The organism is Streptomyces sp. NPDC046727 (assembly GCF_040645635.1).
Lineage (GTDB): Bacteria > Actinomycetota > Actinomycetes > Streptomycetales > Streptomycetaceae > Streptomyces.
Genome location: NZ_JBEYYR010000049.1, coordinates 36,037 through 53,304 on the forward strand (window position 1 = coordinate 36,037; position 17,268 = coordinate 53,304).

At 71.3% G+C, this 17,268-nt stretch carries 17 protein-coding genes; 11 read left to right on the forward strand and 6 right to left on the reverse strand.

All coding sequences use genetic code 11. The features are described from left to right. Positions 1-4: 4 nt before the first annotated feature. From ABZ937_RS38470 to ABZ937_RS38480, 3 genes are read right to left on the reverse strand one after another with little or no spacing between them, the layout of a single operon-like run. The gene (locus tag ABZ937_RS38470) at positions 5-457 is read right to left on the reverse strand and encodes an HD domain-containing protein (RefSeq protein WP_361699255.1); all 453 of its coding nucleotides are present in this window, start codon (positions 455-457) and stop codon (positions 5-7) included. Next, on the reverse strand, positions 454-597 hold the full coding sequence (locus ABZ937_RS38475) for a hypothetical protein (RefSeq protein WP_361699257.1): 144 nt from the start codon (positions 595-597) through the stop codon (positions 454-456). Before ABZ937_RS38475 ends, ABZ937_RS38470 begins: the two co-directional genes overlap by 4 nt. Positions 598-633: 36 nt before the next feature. Beyond that, positions 634-1,809, reverse strand: a complete 1,176-nt coding sequence (locus ABZ937_RS38480) for a PP2C family protein-serine/threonine phosphatase (protein WP_361699259.1) — start codon at positions 1,807-1,809, stop codon at positions 634-636. Positions 1,810-1,969: 160 nt separating this feature from the next. Here ABZ937_RS38480 and ABZ937_RS38485 point away from each other — a divergent pair, with 160 nt between their 5' ends. After that, positions 1,970-3,211, forward strand: coding sequence for a GNAT family N-acetyltransferase (locus ABZ937_RS38485; RefSeq protein ID WP_361699261.1), 1,242 nt, complete (start codon positions 1,970-1,972; stop codon positions 3,209-3,211). Positions 3,212-3,220: 9 nt separating this feature from the next. On the opposite strand, the gene ABZ937_RS38490 is transcribed toward ABZ937_RS38485, so the two are convergent. Both ABZ937_RS38490 and ABZ937_RS38495 read right to left on the reverse strand, forming a co-directional pair. Then, complete coding sequence (locus ABZ937_RS38490) at positions 3,221-4,030, reverse strand: DNA-formamidopyrimidine glycosylase family protein (RefSeq protein ID WP_361699263.1); 810 nt, start codon at positions 4,028-4,030, stop codon at positions 3,221-3,223. A gap of 96 nt (positions 4,031-4,126) precedes the next feature. After that, positions 4,127-4,612 carry a ribose-5-phosphate isomerase gene (locus ABZ937_RS38495; protein WP_361699265.1) on the reverse strand — a complete coding sequence of 162 codons (486 nt, stop codon included), beginning with the start codon at positions 4,610-4,612 and terminating at the stop codon, positions 4,127-4,129. Between the two features lie 215 nt (positions 4,613-4,827). Here ABZ937_RS38495 and ABZ937_RS38500 point away from each other — a divergent pair, with 215 nt between their 5' ends. Continuing rightward, positions 4,828-6,246, forward strand: a complete 1,419-nt coding sequence (locus ABZ937_RS38500) for an amino acid permease (RefSeq protein ID WP_361699267.1) — start codon at positions 4,828-4,830, stop codon at positions 6,244-6,246. Positions 6,247-6,773: 527 nt separating this feature from the next. On the opposite strand, the gene ABZ937_RS38505 is transcribed toward ABZ937_RS38500, so the two are convergent. After that, positions 6,774-7,355: a biotin transporter BioY gene (locus tag ABZ937_RS38505; RefSeq protein ID WP_361699269.1), complete on the reverse strand. Its 582-nt coding sequence runs from the start codon at positions 7,353-7,355 to the stop codon at positions 6,774-6,776. Positions 7,356-7,719: 364 nt separating this feature from the next. On the opposite strand from ABZ937_RS38505, the gene ABZ937_RS38510 reads away from it, so the two are divergent. The 9 genes from ABZ937_RS38510 (at position 7,720) to ABZ937_RS38550 (ending at position 17,259) form a co-directional block, all read left to right on the forward strand. After that, entirely contained in the window at positions 7,720-9,099 is a 1,380-nt protein-coding gene (locus ABZ937_RS38510) for an amino acid permease (protein WP_361699271.1), read from the forward strand. Positions 9,100-9,219: 120 nt separating this feature from the next. After that, positions 9,220-9,867 (forward strand): superoxide dismutase, encoded by a 648-nt coding sequence (locus ABZ937_RS38515; RefSeq protein WP_361699273.1) that lies wholly within the window; start codon positions 9,220-9,222, stop codon positions 9,865-9,867. 286 nt (positions 9,868-10,153) lie between these two features. Then, a complete protein-coding gene (locus ABZ937_RS38520) occupies positions 10,154-11,578 on the forward strand; it encodes a sugar ABC transporter substrate-binding protein (RefSeq protein WP_361699275.1) in 1,425 nt (474 codons plus the stop codon). Continuing rightward, a complete protein-coding gene (locus ABZ937_RS38525; protein WP_361699277.1) occupies positions 11,578-12,456 on the forward strand; it encodes a sugar ABC transporter permease in 879 nt (292 codons plus the stop codon). The genes ABZ937_RS38520 and ABZ937_RS38525 overlap by 1 nt, the downstream gene beginning before the upstream one ends. After that, complete coding sequence (locus tag ABZ937_RS38530) at positions 12,453-13,277, forward strand: carbohydrate ABC transporter permease (RefSeq protein ID WP_361699279.1); 825 nt, start codon at positions 12,453-12,455, stop codon at positions 13,275-13,277. Before ABZ937_RS38525 ends, ABZ937_RS38530 begins: the two co-directional genes overlap by 4 nt. Further along, entirely contained in the window at positions 13,274-14,362 is a 1,089-nt protein-coding gene (locus ABZ937_RS38535) for an ABC transporter ATP-binding protein (RefSeq protein WP_361699281.1), read from the forward strand. Before ABZ937_RS38530 ends, ABZ937_RS38535 begins: the two co-directional genes overlap by 4 nt. Continuing rightward, on the forward strand, positions 14,359-15,186 hold the full coding sequence (locus ABZ937_RS38540) for a DeoR/GlpR family DNA-binding transcription regulator (protein ID WP_361699283.1): 828 nt from the start codon (positions 14,359-14,361) through the stop codon (positions 15,184-15,186). The genes ABZ937_RS38535 and ABZ937_RS38540 overlap by 4 nt, the downstream gene beginning before the upstream one ends. Further along, positions 15,164-16,237 carry an ABC transporter ATP-binding protein gene (locus ABZ937_RS38545; RefSeq protein WP_361699285.1) on the forward strand — a complete coding sequence of 358 codons (1,074 nt, stop codon included), beginning with the start codon at positions 15,164-15,166 and terminating at the stop codon, positions 16,235-16,237. Before ABZ937_RS38540 ends, ABZ937_RS38545 begins: the two co-directional genes overlap by 23 nt. Beyond that, positions 16,234-17,259 carry a 2-hydroxyacid dehydrogenase gene (locus ABZ937_RS38550; RefSeq protein ID WP_361699287.1) on the forward strand — a complete coding sequence of 342 codons (1,026 nt, stop codon included), beginning with the start codon at positions 16,234-16,236 and terminating at the stop codon, positions 17,257-17,259. The genes ABZ937_RS38545 and ABZ937_RS38550 overlap by 4 nt, the downstream gene beginning before the upstream one ends. Positions 17,260-17,268: the final 9 nt, after the last annotated feature.

The window sequence follows — 17,268 nt, forward strand, 5'->3', positions numbered from 1 at the left end:
CCCCTCAGTGTTCCGGTTCCAGGCCGAGGAGTGCGCGCATCCGGGTGTACTTCTCGGTCAGTCGCTTCCGGGTCGGCTCGTCGAGGACCGCGAGGCGCCGCGGGTCGGCGTTGTGCGCCAGGTCGGCCTGCTTCACCAGCAGCGCGCCCGGGGTGGCGAGGATCCGGCGCGCGTACGCCTCCGGCTCCTCCCCCGGCCGTTTGGTGAGGGCGTCCACGACGGCCTTGGTGCGCGGGGTCAGCGCGGCGGTGGCCAGCCACTCCCGGGTGAGCGCGGCGTCCTCGACGGAGTCGTGCAGCCAGGCCGCGGCGATCTGCTCCGGGTCGCCGCCGCGGGTGCGGACGCCCTCGGCGACGGCCGCGAGGTGCTCGGCGTACGGCCGTCCCGCCTTGTCCTGCTGCCCCTCGTGGGCGGCGCGCGCGACGGCCTCGACCTCGGCGAGCGTGAGACGGTTCATGAGCCCAGTGTCCCCCGGCGCAGGGCGGCCCGGGCGGGCAGGGTGCCGGCGGCCAGTCCGAGGACGAGGGCGCCGCCCGCGAAGGCCGCGTGGACCAGCGGCGGGATGTACGTCCCCTGGCCGGCCAGGCCCTTCGTCATCGGCACCAGCGTGGCCGGCGGGTGCCCCCGGGATGGTCAGCGGGTGGTCGCCGGTGCGGCCTCGCGGCAGATGAGCAGCAGGGCCCGGTCGTCGTTGACGTCCTTGGCGACCGCCTCGATCAGATGCCAGGCGGCGCCGTGGAAGCCGCCGGACACATAGCGGTCGGCCTCGCCGGTGAGCCGGTCCATGCCCTCGACGATGTCGCGGTCGGAGGTCTCCACCAGGCCGTCCGTGAACAGCATCAACACGTCCCCGGGCCGTAGCGAGCCCTTCACGGAGTCGAACTGGGCACCGTCGTACACACCCAGCAGCGGGCCCTCGGCGGCCTTCTCCTCCCAGCGCCCGCTGCCCGCGCTGAGGTGCAGCCCCGGCGGATGACCGGCGGAGTACAGCTCGTAGTCCCCGGAGTCCAGGTCGAGGACCAGGTGGATGGAGGTGGCGAAGCCCTCGTCCCAGTCCTGGCGCAGGAGGTAGCCGTTGGCGGCCGGGAGGAAGGCGTGCGGGGGCAGGGAGCCGACGAGGCCGCCGAACGCGCCGGACAGCAGCAGGGCGCGCGAGCCCGCGTCCATGCCCTTGCCGGACACGTCCGTGAGCACGACCTCCAGGGTCCGGCCGCCGTTCGTGCGGGCCGCCACGACGAAGTCGCCCGAGAAGGACTGGCCGCCCGCCGGGCGCAGCGCCATCTCGTGATGCCAGCCGTGCGGCAGCTTCGGCAGCTTGCTCTGCACCCGGATCCGCTCGCGCAGGTCGAACAGCATGGTGCCGCCGCGCCGCCAGGGCACCCCGACCCGACTGCGGAACTGCGCGGTCAGCAGCCCGAAGAAGCCGCACGCGGCGACCACCAGGACGACGCCCGGGGTGACCCGGGAGGGGCCCTCGGTGTACGGGCCGAGCCGTACCGACTCCACGATCAGCGCGGTGGCCGCCGCCGCGTACAGGCCGAGCAGGCTCGCCGGGCGCAGCAGCAGGCCGCCCGCGACGATGGGCAGCACCAGGGTGGCCGGGGAGCACCACACCGAGTCGAAGAGGGTCATGGCCGCGAGGAGCGGGATGGTCAGCAGCAGTCCGGCGAAGGCGATCCAGTCGGAGCCGTCGCCGCGGAAGTAGTCCACCGCGCTTTTACGCAGGCCGACCCGGGCCCGGTGCCACTGCATCTTCCACCGGGCCGTGAACGTCTCCGCCTTCGCGCGCCGCGCTCGTCCTGCTGCCATTAGTCCGGGACCCTATCCAGCGGACCGGGTGCTTGGCACGGGAGGTCCCACTTGTCCCCCCTGCGAGATTCCACTTCGCCGTTCGTCCGCCGGGTTCCGCGGGGCTCGGGCGGGGAGAAAATCGGTGGCTCGTCCCCGTTCGCCCTGATAGGCATGGCTCATGGGGACTGACCACGGGACCGAGTTGAAGACGCTGCGCCCGGAGGAGTTCGACCGGTGGTGGGATCACCTGATCCGCGCGTTCGGCGGCGGACCGGCCTCCGCCGAAGAGCGCGAACTGGACAGATCAATCACCGAGTTCGATCGCTCCTTCGCCGCCTGGGACGGGGACGCGATGGTCGGCACGGCCGGGGCCTTCAGCTTCCGGATGACCGTGCCGGGCGGGGCCGTGGTGCCCACCGCGGGCGTGACGATGATCAGCGTGGCCGCGACGCACCGGCGGCGCGGGGTGCTGACGTCGATGATGCGGCGGCTGCTGGACGAGGCGCGCGCCAAGGGGGAGCCGCTGGCCGCGCTGTTCGCCTCCGAGCCCGCGATCTACGGCCGTTTCGGGTACGGCTTGGCCACCTTCCTGCTCAACGCGGAGATCGACACCGGCCGGGTGACCCTGGCGCTGCCGGCGGGCACCGACGAGGTGCGGGTGCGCTACGCGCCGCCCGCCGACGTCCTCACGGAGTGCGAGGCGGTGTACGCGGCACTGGTGCCCCGCCGCCCGGGCATGCTGGCGCGACAGCCCGGCTGGGAACGGGCCGGGCTGCTCGACCCGGAGAGCGAGCGGGAGGGCGCGTCGGCCCTCCAGTGCGTGATCGCCGAGCGGAACGGCGTGGTCACCGGGTACGCGCGCTTCCGCACCAAGATGGTCTGGGGGCCGAGCGGTCATGACGGCACGGCCACCGTGGAGGACCTGGCCGCGCTCGATCCCGCGAGCGAGGCCGCGCTGTGGCGTTTCCTGTTCGGCATCGACCTGATGACGACGCTGAAGGTGCGGGCGCGGCCGGTCGACGACGGCTGGCAGCATCTGGTCTCCGACCTCCGCCGCTGTCTGCCGCAGCCGCGGGACGCCGGGTACGTCCGTCTCGTGGACGTGGCGGCGGCCCTGTCGGCGCGTACGTATCTGACGCCCGTCGACGTCGTGTTCGAGGTCGAGGACGCCTTCTGCCCGTGGAACGCGGGGCGCTGGCGGCTGACCGGCGACGCGAAGGGCGCGTCCTGCGAGCGTACGACCGACGCGGCCGATCTCACCCTGTCCGTACGGGAGTTGGGCGCGGCCTACCTGGGCGGGGTGACCCTGCTGTCGCTGGCGCAGGCCGGGCGGGTACGGGAGCTGCGGCCGGGGGCGCTGACGGAGGCGTCGGTGGCGTTCGGCTCACCGGTGGCCCCGTGGCTGCCGCACGGCTTCTAGTCGGCCAGGTCACCGCCGCTGGCAGGTCGGGCACCAGAAGAGGTTGCGGGCGGCGAGGCCGGCGGTGCGGATCTCGTCGCCGCAGATGTGGCAGGGCAGGTTCGCGCGGCGGTAGACGTACACCTCGCCGCCGTGGTCGTCCACGCGGGGCGGGCGGCCCATCGCCTCCGGGGTGTGCTCGGGGCGGACGGTGTCGATCCGGTTGTTCCGCACGCCCTCGCGCATCAGTGCGACCAGGTCGGCCCAGAGGGCGTCCCACTCGGCCGGGGTGATGTCCCGGCCCGCGCGGTAGGGGTCGATGCCGTGCCGGAAGAGGACCTCGGCGCGGTAGACGTTGCCGACGCCGGCGACGATCTTCTGGTCCATGAGCAGCGCGGCGATGGTCGTACGGCTGCGGGAGATCCTGCGGTGGGCGGCGCCCGGGTCGGCGTCCGCGCGGAGCGGGTCGGGGCCGAGCCGGTCGTGGACGGCCGTCTTCTCGGCGTCCGTGATCAGGGCGCAGGTGGTGGGGCCGCGCAGATCGACGTACGAGGTGTCGTTCGCGAGCCGGAGCCGGACGGTGTCGGTCGGCGGGGGCGCGGGGGCGTCGCCGAAGCCGACCTTGCCGAAGAGGCCGAGGTGGATGTGGACCCAGTCGGCGTCCCGGAAGCCGAGGAAGAGGTGCTTGCCGTGGGCTTCGGTGGCGGTCAGCTCGGTCCGGTCCAGAAGGGCGGCGGCGTCGGAGAACTTGCCCTGGGGGCTGGTGACGCGGGCGGGCCTTCCCGAGAAGCGCTCGGCGTAGTCCTGGGCCAACCGGTGGATCGTGTGCCCTTCCGGCAAAGCTGACCTGTCCTTTCCTGCCTCTGCCCGGCTGCCCGCCCGTCCCGGCGGGCCGGGGCGGGCGGGCAGGCGGGTGACGGGGCCGGGCCCCGGGGGCTACTGCTGGGGGTGGTGGGCCGGGATCGGCGGAAGGTCGCCGGTGGTCTCGTACGCCGACAGCATGTCGATGCGGCGGATGTGCCGCTCGTCACCGGAGAACGGCGTGTTCAGGAAGACCTCGACGAACTTGGTCGCCTCCTCGGTGCTGTGCATGCGCGCACCCACGGCCACCACGTTGGCGTTGTTGTGCTGGCGTCCGAGCGCCGCCGTCTCCTCGCTCCAGGCCAGTGCCGAGCGCACGCCCTTCACCTTGTTGGCGGCGATCTGCTCACCGTTGCCGGAGCCGCCGATCACGATGCCGAGGGCGTCCGGGTCCGCGGCCGTCTTCTCCGCTGCGCGGAGACAGAAGGGCGGGTAGTCGTCCTGGGCGTCGTAGATGTGCGGCCCGCAGTCGACGGGCTCGTGGCCGGCGGCCTTCAGCCACTCGACGAGGTGGTTCTTGAGTTCGTAGCCCGCATGGTCGGAGCCGAGATACACGCGCATGCAATGAGTGTGACACGCCCCATTCGGGGCAGCAGCCCCAGGGTGTCGGCGGTCGGCCGGGGTCCAAATCTGTGAGTCTGGCCATAGATCCTCAAGAAAACCTCAAGTAACGATCCGGATTCAGAGGTTCCCGAATTTCTTTACCTCGGATTCACTGGACCGACTCGTACACCGCTCGTGCGGGACGCTCCACCTGGTGCAAAGGAAATCCGTCCATGACCCCTGGTTCGGGCCTCCAAGCAGGACTCAAGAACCGCCATCTGTCGATGATCGCGATCGGTGGCGTCATCGGAGCCGGCCTCTTCGTCGGCTCCAGCTCCGGTATCGCCACCGCGGGACCCGGCATCCTCCTGTCCTACGCGCTCGTCGGCACGCTCGTGGTGCTGGTGATGCGCATGCTCGGCGAGATGTCGGCCGCCAATCCGACCTCCGGCTCCTTCTCCGCGCACGCCGACCGTGCGCTCGGCCGCTGGGCCGGGTTCTCCATCGGCTGGCTCTACTGGTTCTTCTGGGTCGTCGTGCTCGCGGTCGAGGCGACCGCCGGTGCCAAGATCCTCGAAGGCTGGATCCCGGCCGTCCCGCAGTGGGGCTGGGCGCTCATCGTGATGGTCGTGCTGACCGCGACCAACCTCGTCTCCGTCGGCTCCTACGGCGAGTTCGAGTTCTGGTTCGCCGGCATCAAGGTCGTGGCGATCGGCGCGTTCATCGTGGTCGGTCTGCTCGCCGTGTTCGGCGTGCTGCCGGGCGTGGACGCCGAGAAGGCATCCTTCGGCAACCTCACCTCGCACGGCGGATTCCTGCCGCACGGGCCGGGCGCGATCCTCACCGGTGTGCTGCTGGTCGTCTTCTCCTTCATGGGCAGCGAGATCGCCACCCTGGCGGCCGGCGAGTCCGAGGACCCGCAGAAGGCGGTCACCAAGTCCACCAACAGCATCATCTGGCGGATCGGCGTCTTCTACCTGGGCTCGATCCTGGTCGTGGTCTCGCTGCTGCCGTGGGACGACAAGGCCATCGCGAAGGACGGCTCCTACGTCGCCGCCCTGGACTCGCTGGGCATCGCCCACGCCGGTGAGATCATGAACTTCATCGTGCTGACCTCGGTGCTGTCCTGCCTGAACTCCGGCCTCTACACGGCCTCCCGCATGGCCTTCTCGCTCGGCGAGCGGGGCGACGCGCCGAAGGCGTTCGCCCGGGTCAACAGCCGGGGCGTGCCGATGACGGCGATCCTCGCGTCCGTCGTGTTCGGCTTCGTCGCCGTCTTCTTCAACTACCTGTCCCCGGACAAGATCTTCCTCTTCCTCGTCAACTCCTCCGGCGCGGTGGCCCTGTTCGTCTGGCTGGTCATCTGCTTCTCGCAGCTGCGGATGCGGAAGATCCTCCAGCGCGAGGCGCCGGAGAAGCTCGTCGTGAAGATGTGGCTGTACCCGTACCTGACCTGGGCGACGGCCGCGCTGATCGTGTTCGTCCTCGGCTACATGCTGACCGACACCAAGCACGACGGGCGGGAGACTGTGCTGCTGTCGCTGCTGGTCGCGGCGGTGGTGCTGGTGATCGCCGTCGTCAAGCAGAAGCTCACGGCGAACAAGCCGGCCCCCGCGGCCGAGGCCCCGGCCGACAAGGTGTCCGTCGGCTGATCCGCCCCGGACCTACATGGCCGCATGACCTGACGGAAGGTGTCGGGTCGTGCGGCCATGCTGCGTTCCGTGGCCCACACGGACCTTCGCGCGGACTGTCCGAGTGCGGGCGCGGTGCCGTACCCCCTGGGCGGCGGGCTCGGCATCCCGGCCCGGGGTCCGGGTACGCGGCCGACCATGTGCGGCGGCCGGAAGTCGTCACCGCCGACGGCGGACTCCGCCGGGTCCACCACCCGCCCGGCGAGCGAGCCGCCGTGCAGGCGCCCGCCACGGCGGCAGCGCGGTGCCGTACCGCGACGGGCGGTTCCTGGTGCGGGTGCCGAGGGCCGGGGACCGCGAGCGGACGCGGGGCGTGCCGGACCCGGTGTTCGCGCTGTCTGCCGAGGACACGCGCGGCCGGTCGCTGGACCTGGTCTTCGGGGCGGGCGGCCGGGGTGCGGGGCTGTACGGCCCCGAGACGCGAAAGAGGCTCGCCGGGGTCGAGGAGATCCACGACCCGGCGAGCCTCTTTCGCAGGAATTACCGCGTCAGCGCTTGCCGACCAGCTTCCAGGCCGTGGGCAGCGCGCCCATCGCCAGGGCGGCCTTGAGGGCGTCACCGATGAGGAACGGGGTGAGGCCGGCCGCGATCGCCTGGGACGCGGACAGGTGGGCCGCCAGGGCCAGGTAGGGGACGCCGACCGCGTAGATGATCGCCTCGCCGAGGATCATCGCGCCGGCCATGCGCAGCGGGGAGCGGTCGGCGCCGCGGCGGGCCAGGGCGCCCACGGCCGCGGAGGCCAGCAGCATGCCGAGGATGTAGCCGAAGGAGACGAGGCCCGTGCCGGACTTGCCGTCCGCGAACCACGGCATGCCCGCCACACCGGCGACCGCGTACAGGGCGAGGGAGAGGAAGCCGCGGCGGGCGCCGAGGGCGGTGCCGACGAGCAGTGCGGCGAAGGTCTGGCCGGTCACCGGCACCGGGGAGCCGGGCACCGGCACCGACAGCTGGGCCGCGAGGCCGGTGAGCACGGCGCCGCCGACGACGAGGGCGGCGTCGCGGACACGGGAGGACGGCAGCAGGTCGGCGAGGACTGCGCCCGGTCGGACGGTGGCGGTGGCGGTGCTCATGGGGACTCCGCGGAATGGTGTGGACACGTCGGGACACCGTGACGCTATACCGACACGCAGCGGGCGCTCACCGTCAGTGCTCGACAAAGGCGGGAACCGTAGTTTCGTGACCTTCGCACAAAGGATGCCGCCTACACACGATCCGGCGTGATACCAGTCACTGAGGCAGGGACGTTTGGCTCACTTTCGCGCATGGATCAAGAACTGTAGGGTCCCACCAAAGTCCGTACCGTCAGTCGGTAGCCGGTCCTTCACCATGTGTACCACGAGTGTCCGGATACTGGTCAGCCCCTTCGTCTGAGCGGACGGGCCGCTCAGACTGACGGAGTTTTTGCCCGCCTATCGCACTGGGAGAGCCGCGCCCATGCCCCGCACCACCACGGAGACGCCGCCGCAGCAGGCGGACGCCTCCCTCTCCCACGGCCTCAAGCAGCGCCACCTGTCGATGATCGCCCTCGGCGGGGTCATCGGCGCGGGCCTGTTCGTCGGCTCCGGCGCCGGCATCGCCGCGGCCGGCCCCTCCATCGTGATCGCCTACACCCTCTCCGGCCTCCTGGTGATGCTGGTGATGCGGATGCTCGGCGAGATGTCGGCCGCCTACCCGTCCTCGGGGTCCTTCTCGGCGCACGCCGAGCGGGCGATGGGCCCGTGGGCGGGGTTCACGGCGGGCTGGTCGTTCTGGGTCCTGCTGTGCACGGCCGTCGGCCTGGAGGGCATCGGCGCCGCGAAGATCGTCCAGGGCTGGCTGCCGGGCACCCCGCAGTGGATGTGGGTGGCCCTGTTCATGGTGGTGTTCTGCGGGGCGAACCTGGCCGCCGTGAAGAACTTCGGCGAGTTCGAGTTCTGGTTCGCCGCACTGAAGGTCGGCGCGATCAGCCTCTTCCTCGTCCTGGGCGTGCTGGCCATCACGGGCGTGCTGCCCGGCACCGACTCCCCCGGCGCCTCGAACCTCTCCGACTTCATGCCGCACGGCAGCGAGGGCCTGCTCGTCGGCCTGCTCGCCTCCGTCTTCGCGTACGGCGGCCTGGAGACGGTCACCATCGCGGCGGCCGAGTCGGAGGACCCGGTGCGGGGCGTCGCGTCCGCCGTCCGCACGGCGATGTGGCGCATCGCCCTGTTCTACATCGGCTCGATGGCGGTCGTCGTCGCCCTCGTCCCCTGGGACTCCAAGGAGGTCGTGGAGAAGGGCCCGTACGTCGCCACGCTCGACCACCTCGGCATCCCCGGCGCCGGCCAGCTGATGAACGTGGTCGTCTTCGTCGCCCTGCTGTCCGCGATGAACGCCAACATCTACGGCTCCTCCCGGATCGCCTTCTCGCTGGTCCAGCGCGGCCAGGGCCCGAAGGCGCTGGCGAAGCTGTCCGGCGGGGTGCCCCGGACCGCCGTCCTCACCTCGTGCTTCTTCGGCTTCGTCTGCGTGCTGCTCAGCTACTGGCGCCCCGACGACGTCTTCCCGTGGCTGCTGAACATGATCGGCGCGGTCATCCTGGTGGTCTGGATCTTCATCGCGGTCTCCCAGCTCCTGCTGCGCCGCCGCATCGAGCGCGAGAGCCCCGAGAAGCTGGTCGTCCGCATGTGGGCATTCCCGTGGCTGACCTGGGTCGCCCTGGCCGGCATGGTGGCGATCTTCATCCTGATGGCCCGTGAGCCGGACACCCGCGTCCAGCTGTACTCGACGGGCGGCATGACCCTGTTCCTGGCGGCCGTCGGCTATGCCTGGCAGCGGGCGCGCGCCCGGCGCTGACACCCCGCCCCGGCGAGGCCCCCACGTACGACACGTGGGGGCCTTTCTGTTGTCCTGACGTTCTTATTGCTAGCGTGTAGTTGCAATCGACTTGCAATAAGGTTCCGGAGGGGATCACCCATGCCCGTCTACACGCTGCCCGACCTGCCCTACGACTACTCCGCGCTCGCACCCGTGATCAGCCCGGAGATCATCGAGCTGCACCACGACAAGCACCACGCGGCGTACGTGAAAGGCGCGAACGACACGATCGAGCAGCTAGCGGAGGCGCGGGACAAGGAGTCGTGGGGGGCGATCAACGGCCTGCAGAAGAACCTGGCCTTCCACCTCTCCGGGCACATCCTGCACAGCATCTACTGGCAGAACATGACCGGCCCGAAGGACGGCGGCGGGGAGCCGCTGGCCGCCGACGGCGTGGGCGAGCTGGCCGAGGCGATCAAGGAGTCCTTCGGCTCCTTCGCCGCCTTCAAGGCCCAGCTGTCCAAGGCCGCGGCCACCACCCAGGGTTCGGGCTGGGGCGTGCTCGCCCACGAGCCGCTGAGCGGCCGGCTGATCGTGGAGCAGGTCTACGACCACCAGGGCAACGTCGGCCAGGGCTCCACCCCGCTCCTCGTCTTCGACGCCTGGGAGCACGCCTTCTACCTCCAGTACCGGAACCAGAAGGTGGACTTCATCGAGGCGATGTGGCAGGTCGTCAACTGGCAGGACGTGGCCGGCCGCTACAAGGCCGCCACCTCCCGCGCGGACGTGCTGCTGCTCGCACCCTGAGCGGACCCCGAACGTCCTGCCTCGTGATCGTCTTCTCACCCTTCACGACGGCAGGCGGATGAAAGAAGACCCCCGTGAGGACGTGACTCACGGGGGTCTTCCCGCTGCTCCCCCCGGGTTCTTCGCGAACCACCCTGTGAAGTTCCCACGCTGCTCTGCGATTTCCGCCTGATTTCCCCGTGCGCGAGGGATTGACGGTCATCCCGGGTCGTTACACCCTCTGTTGTCGAGTCGACTCGCACTGTTAACCCGCCCGACCCCACCGCCCCACCGACGGAGGTCCCGGATGGACAGGCACGTGCACGACCGACGACGCTTTCTCGCGCTCACCGGGGCCCTCGCCGCCGCCCCGCTGCTCACCGCCTGCGGCACCGGGTTCGGCGGCGACGACCAGGACAAGGGCGACGGTTCGGCCGCGGACGACGTCACCGGCGCCTTCGACTGGAAGCGGGAGAAGGGCACCACCGTCAAGGCGCTGCTGAACAAGCACCCGTACACGGATGCCCTGATCGCGGACCTGAAGTCCTTCACCGAGAAGACCGGCGTCGAGGTGAAGTACGACGTCTTCCCCGAGGACAACTACTTCGACAAGCTCACCGTCGACCTGTCCAGCGGACGCGCCTCCTACGACGTGTTCATGCTCGGCGCCTACATGGTGTGGCAGTACGGGCCACCGGGGTGGCTGGAGGACCTCGGGCCCTGGATGCGCAACGCCTCGGCCACCGGCGCCGAATGGGACCAGGCGGACTTCTTCCCGAACCTGCTCCAAGCCGACCAGTGGTCCCTGAAGGCGGGCGCGCCGCTGGGCCGGGGCGGGCAGTACGCGCTGCCGTGGGGCTGGGAGACCAACGTGGTCGCCTACAACACCGAGGTGTTCCGCAGGCTGGGCCTCAAACCGGCCGAGTCCTTCGACGAACTGCGCGAGCTGGCCGGGGTGATCAAGAAGAAGGCGCCCGGCGCCGGGTTCGACGGGATGTACGGGATCGCCGTGCGGGGGTCGAGGAGCTGGGCCACCATCCACCCGGGCTTCATGACCATGTACGCCCGCAACGGGCTGCGGGACTTCACGGTCGACGGCGGGAAGCTCACGCCCGCCATGAACTCCCCGGAGGCGGTGGCGTTCACCGAGGACTGGGCGGGCATGGTCCGGCAGGGCGGGCCGCCGTCCTGGACGTCGTACACCTGGTACCAGTGCTCCAGCGATCTCGGCGCGAAGAAGGCCGGGATGCTCTTCGACGCCGACACCGCCGCCTACTTCCAGGCCGTGGAGGGAGCCTCGCCCGCCTCCGGGAAGATCGCCTTCCATCCGGGGCCGAAGGGGCCGGACGGCTCGCTCGCCACCAACATGTGGATCTGGTCGCTCGGCATGAACGCCAGGAGCAGGCGGAAGAGTGCCGCCTGGCTGTTCCTCCAGTGGGCCACGGGCAAGGAGCACCTGCGCCGGGCCGCCCTCACGAACAACCACATCGACCCGGTGCGCAGGTCGGTCAGCCAGGACGGCGCCTACAAGGACAAGATGCGGCACCTGCCCGGCTTCATCGAGACCTTCGAGACGGTCGTGGACCAGACGAAGGTCCAGTTCACCCCGCAGGCCCAGTTCTTCGACGCCACCACCAGCTGGGCGGCGGCGCTGCAGGAGATCTACGGCGGGAAGAGCGCCCGGTCCGTGCTGGACGGGCTGGCGGGCGATCTGAAAACGAAGGTCGCCTGATGCGCACCACCCTGCGGCCTTACCTCCTCGTCGTCCCGGCGCTGCTGCTGACCTGCGGGATCCTCTACCCGTTCGGACTCGGCCTGTACTACACGCTGTTCGACTTCTCGGCGGCCAAGCCGCGGCCGGACCTGGTGCGCTTCGAGAACTACGAGACCGTGTTCACGCAGGACGCCTTCTGGAACTCGGCCTGGGTGACCGTGCTGTACGCGGTCGGCGCGGCCGGCGTGGAGACCGTGCTCGGGGTCGCCGTCGCCCTGCTGCTGCACCGCTCGTCCCTGGTGGGCCGGGTCCTGGAGAAGATCCTGATCCTGCCCCTGATGATCGCCCCGGTGATCGCCGCGATCATGTGGAAGCTGATGCTCCAGCCGTCGGTGGGGGTGGTCAACCATCTGCTGAAGCCCTTCGGGCTGGGCGGGGTGCAGTGGACGGACACGCCGACGGGGGCGCTGCTGTCGTCGATCGCCGTGGACGTGTGGGTGTACACCCCGTTCGTGGCGATCCTCGCCCTGGCCGGACTGCGGTCGCTGCCCGTCTCGCCGTTCGAGGCGGCGGCGGTGGACGGCGCCGGTTGGTGGTACACCTTCCGCCGGCTGACCCTGCCCATGCTGTGGCCGTACGTGCTGGTCGCGCTGATCTTCCGGTTCATGGACTCGCTGAAGGTCTTCGACATCATCTACGCGCTGACCGAGGGCGGGCCCGGCGACGCCACCGTGGTGCTCCAGATCCGGGCGTATCTGGAGGCGATCCGGTTCCAGCGGTACTCCTTCGGGATCAGCTACACGGTCGTGCTGTGGGCCGTGGTGTACCTGGCCGCGATGGTCCTGGTCCGGCATCTGGGCCGGATCCAGCGGAAGGCCGCGGAGGTGTCCGCGTGAGACGGCGGCTGCTGGGATGGCTCGCGGATGCCGCGCTCATCCTCTACTTCGTCTTCGCCCTCTTCCCCGTCGCGTGGATGGCGATCCTGTCGCTGAAGCCCGCGAACCAGCTCTTCAGCACCTACTTCTCCTTCACCCCGACCCTGGACGCCTACCGCACGGTGCTCGGGGACAGCGAGGGCATCCCGTTCGTCCGGTTCTTCGTCAACAGCCTGGTGGTGTCGGTGGGCGCGGTCGCGCTGTCGCTGGTGGTCGGGCTGCCGGCCGCGTACGCCTCGGCGCGCTGGCGGTTCAAGGGCTCGGAGAACCTGATGTTCACGCTGCTGTCGTTCCGGTTCGCGCCCGAACTCACCGTGATCATCCCGCTGTTCGTGCTGTACCAGAAGCTGGGCCTGTTCGACACGTACGCCGGCATGGTGTGGGTGCTGCAACTGGTCACCCTGCCGCTGGTGGTGTGGATCATGCGGTCCTACTTCGCCGATCTCACCCCGGAGCTGGAGCAGGCCGCCCTGCTCGACGGGTACACGCGCAAGCAGGCGTTCTTCAAGGTGGCGCTGCCGCTGGTCAAGCCGGGCATCGCGGCCGTGTCGCTGCTGGCGTTCATCTTCGCCTGGAACAACTTCGTCTTCCCGCTGATCCTCACCTCGAACGAGGCCCAGACGGTGACGGTCGGCGCGCTGTCCTTCCTCGGCGGCGACCGGCCCAAGTACCACCTGACGGCCGCCGCCGCCCTGATCTCCGTCGTCCCGCCGCTGCTGCTCGCGCTGACCATCCAGCGGTACCTGGTGCGCGGGCTGTCGTTCGGGGCGGTGAAGTCGTGAGCATCGCGCTGCGGGGCGTACGGAAGACGTACGGCCGGACCACCGCCCTGGACGGGCTCGACCTCGACGTCCGGGAAGGGGAGTTCTTCTGTCTGCTCGGGCCGTCCGGGGCCGGGAAGACGACCACCCTGAAGACAGTCGCCGGGCTGGAGCGGCCCGATGCCGGCACGGTCGAGATCGACGGCCGGGACATGCGGGACGTGGAGCCCTACGACCGGGGCGTGGCCATGTGCTTCGAGAGCTACGCCCTGTATCCGCACCGGTCCGTGTACGACAACCTGGTCTCGCCGCTGCGCTCCCCGCGCCACCGGCTGCCCGCCGCCGAGGCCCGGGACCGGGTCGGCGTCATCGCGGAACTGCTCGGCATCGGCGGCCTGCTGGACCGGATGCCGGGGCAGCTGTCCAACGGGCAGCGGCAGCGGGTCGCGCTCGGCCGGGTGCTGGTCCGCCCGGCCCGCGCCTTCCTGCTGGACGAGCCGCTGTCCCACCTGGACGCCAAACTGCGCCAGCAGATGCGGGCCGAACTGAAGGCGATCGGCGCGGTCCGGCGCACGACCACCCTGTACGTCACCCACGACTCCGTGGAGGCGCTGGCCCTCGGCGACCGGATCGGGGTCGTCCGGGGCGGGCGGATCGTGCAGACCGGCACCCGCGAGGACATCTGGTACCGGCCGTACGACACCGAGGTCGCCCGCGCCTTCGGGCGGCCGCGGATCAACCTGCTGCCGGGGACGGTGACGGAGACCGGGGCCTTCCGGTCGGCGGACGGCGCGGTCGAACTGCCGCTCCCCGTACGGGCCCCGGCCGGAAGTGAGGTCCTGGTCGGGGTGCGCCCCCGGGACGTCTCCCTGACCGGGGACGGCCACCGGCTCACCGGCTCCGTCTACGTCACCGAGGTGCTCGGCCGGTCCGTGGAGGTGACCGTACGGATCGGCGGCCGGCAGCTGTCGCTCGTCGCCGCCCGGAGCGAGGCGGCCGGACTGCGTCCCGACGACCCGGTCCGCCTGGCCGTCCGGCCCGAGAACCTGCTGCTGTTCGAGGCCGACCGGCCCGAGCGCCCAGGACGACGGGTAGAGCGACGATGAGCGGCACCGGTGCACAGCAGGGACCCGCGGCCCGGCAGGCCGCCATGGCCGAACTGGTCCTCGCCGAGGGCTCGGCGGCCGCGGCGGAGCTGGCCGAGCGGTTCGGGGTGAGCCTGATGACCATCCACCGGGATCTGGACGAACTCGAACGGCAGGGCATCGTACGGAAGTTCCGCGGCGGGGTGACCGCGCAGCCGTCCGGGGTGTTCGAGTCGAACGTGCAGTACCGGCTGAAGACCATGCGCCCGCAGAAGGCCGCGCTCGCCGAGCGGGCCATGAAGTCGATCGAGCCCGGCATGGCGATCCTGCTGGACGACTCCACCTCCACTCTGGAGATAGCGCGCAGGCTGCGCCTCGGCGAGATCACCCCGCTCACCGTCGTCACCAACTTCCTGGAGGCGATCAACCTGCTCGCCGACCAGCGGGGCATCCATCTGATGGCGCTCGGCGGCGACTACGACCCGCTGCACTCGTCCTTCCTCGGGGTGTCCTGCGTGGAGGCCGTCGGGCAACTCCGTGTCGACGTCGGCTTCGTGTCCACCTCGGGTGTGCACGGCGGCTACGCCTACCACCAGGAGCAGCACATCGTGTCCGTGAAGCGGGCGATGCTCGGCGTCGCCGCGCGCAACGTGCTGCTGGCCGACCACACCAAGCTGGGCCGGGTCGCCCTGCACCGGGTGGCCCCCCTCTCCCGCTTCGACCTGCTGCTGGTGGACGACGGAGCCGCCCCTCAGGCGCTGCGCGACCTGGACGAGCACAAGGTGCGTTACGAGGTGTGCGCCACCGATCCGAGGGAGGGCGATGACCGCGCTGGAGCTACGTGAGCTGCGCAAGACCTACCGGCCGCGGGGCCGCCCGGCGGTGGAGGCGGTCCGCGGCCTCGACCTGAGCCTGGACTCCGGGGAACTGCTGGGGCTGCTGGGCCCGTCGGGCTGCGGGAAGTCCACCACGCTGCGGATGATCGCCGGCCTGGAGGCGGTGACCGGCGGGGACATCCTGGTCGGCGGGGCCTCGGTGGTGGACCGGCCGGCGCGGCGGCGGAACATCGGGGTCGCCTTCGAGAACTACGCGCTGTATCCGCCGCTGACGGTCGCCGAGAACCTGGCGTTCGGGCTGCGGGCCCGCCGCGGCGGCGCCCGGAGTGACGTGCGGCGCAAGGTCGCCTCGATCGCCGAGCGGGTCGGCCTCACCGACGTCCTGGACGCCCGCCCGGCCGGCCTGTCCAGCGGGCAGAAGCAGCGGGTCTCCCTGGCCCGCGCGCTGATCCGCGAGCCGGACGTGCTCCTGCTGGACGAGCCGCTGTCCCATCTGGACGCGGCCCAGCGCGACTCCACCCGCCGCGAACTCAAGCGCATCCAGCGGGACGCGGGCCACACCACCATCCTCGTCACGCACGACCAGGAGGAGGCACTGTCCCTCGCCGACCGGATCGCCGTCATGCGGGACGGCGTCATCCAGCAGCTCGGCACCCCGTACGAGATCTACGACCACCCCGCCACCACCTTCGTGGCCGACTTCGTCGGCGAACCCGCGATCAACCTGCTGCCGGGCGTGGCCGGCGCCGACGGCCAGGCGCGGCTCTCCGCCGGGGTGCGCGTCCCGCTGCCCGTGCCGGTGCCCGAGGGCCGCCCGGTGGTGGTCGGCGTCCGCCCCGAGGACCTGGCCCTCACCGGCGCCGGCGGCATCCCCGCACGGGTCGTCGCCCATGAACCCCTGCTGGAGTCCGGCATCGCCACCCTCGCCCTCGACGGGGTGGAGCGGCTCCTGGTCGTCCTCACCGGGCCCGAGGTGCGGCTCGCCCACGACGAACGGGTCCGGGTGGCGGCCGGGCTCACCCATGTCTTCGACGCCGAGACGGGAGACTCCCTGCGATGACCTCCAGTGGTGTGCGTGTGGTGGCCGCCGGCGACCACTTCGTCCTGCCGTCGCTCATCACGGCCGCGCTCACGAAGGAAGCCGACTGCGCGGTGCGGGAAGTGACGCTGGGCTGGCCAGTGGAGCCGTTCGGGCCGGTGGCCGAGGTGAGCGAGGCGAGCGACGCCGAGGACGAGCTGATCGCGGCCCTCGAAGGCGCCGAGGTGCTCGTCACCCAGATGGGCCCGGTCACCGCACGGGTCCTCGCCGCCTGCCCGGCGCTGCGGCTGGTCGTCGTCTGCCGGGGCGGACCGGTCAACGTCAACGTGGAGGCGGCGCGACGGCACGGCGTGCGGGTGTGCTTCGCGCCCGGCCGCAACGCCGCCGCCACCGCCGAGTTCACCGTCGGCCTGCTGCTCGCCGCCCTGCGCCGCATCCCGCAGGCCCACGACGTCCTCGCCCGGCAGGGAAGCTGGGCGGGTTCGTCGTACTACACCTACGAGCACAGCGGCCTGGAGCTGGAGGACCTGCCCGTCGGGCTGGTCGGCTACGGCGCGGTCGGCAGCCGGGTGGCACGGGTGCTGGGCGCGTTCGGGGCGCGGGTGATGGTGTACGACCCGTATGCGCGCGGCGAGGTGCACGGGCTGCGGCTGCCGGCGCTGGACGACCTGCTGCGCCGCTCGGCCGTCGTCAGCCTGCACGCCCGGCTCACCGCCGAGACCCGCGGCCTGCTCGGCGCCCGCGAGCTGGCGCTGCTGCCGCCGGGCGCGGTGGTGGTCAACGCGGCCCGGGGCCCGTTGCTGGACGAGGACGCGCTGTGCGACGCGCTGGCGGACGGGCGGCTGTCGGCTGCGGCCCTTGACACCTACGCCCGCGAACCGCTCCCGCCGGACTCCCGGCTGCGGACGCTGTCCGACCGGATCGTGCTCACCCCGCACCTGGGCGGCGCCAGCCGGCCGGTGGCGGAGAAGGCCGCGCGGATCGCCGCCGCCGAGGTGGGGCGGTGGCTGCGCGGGGAGCCGCTCGCGCACTGTCTGACCTGATTCCCCCCG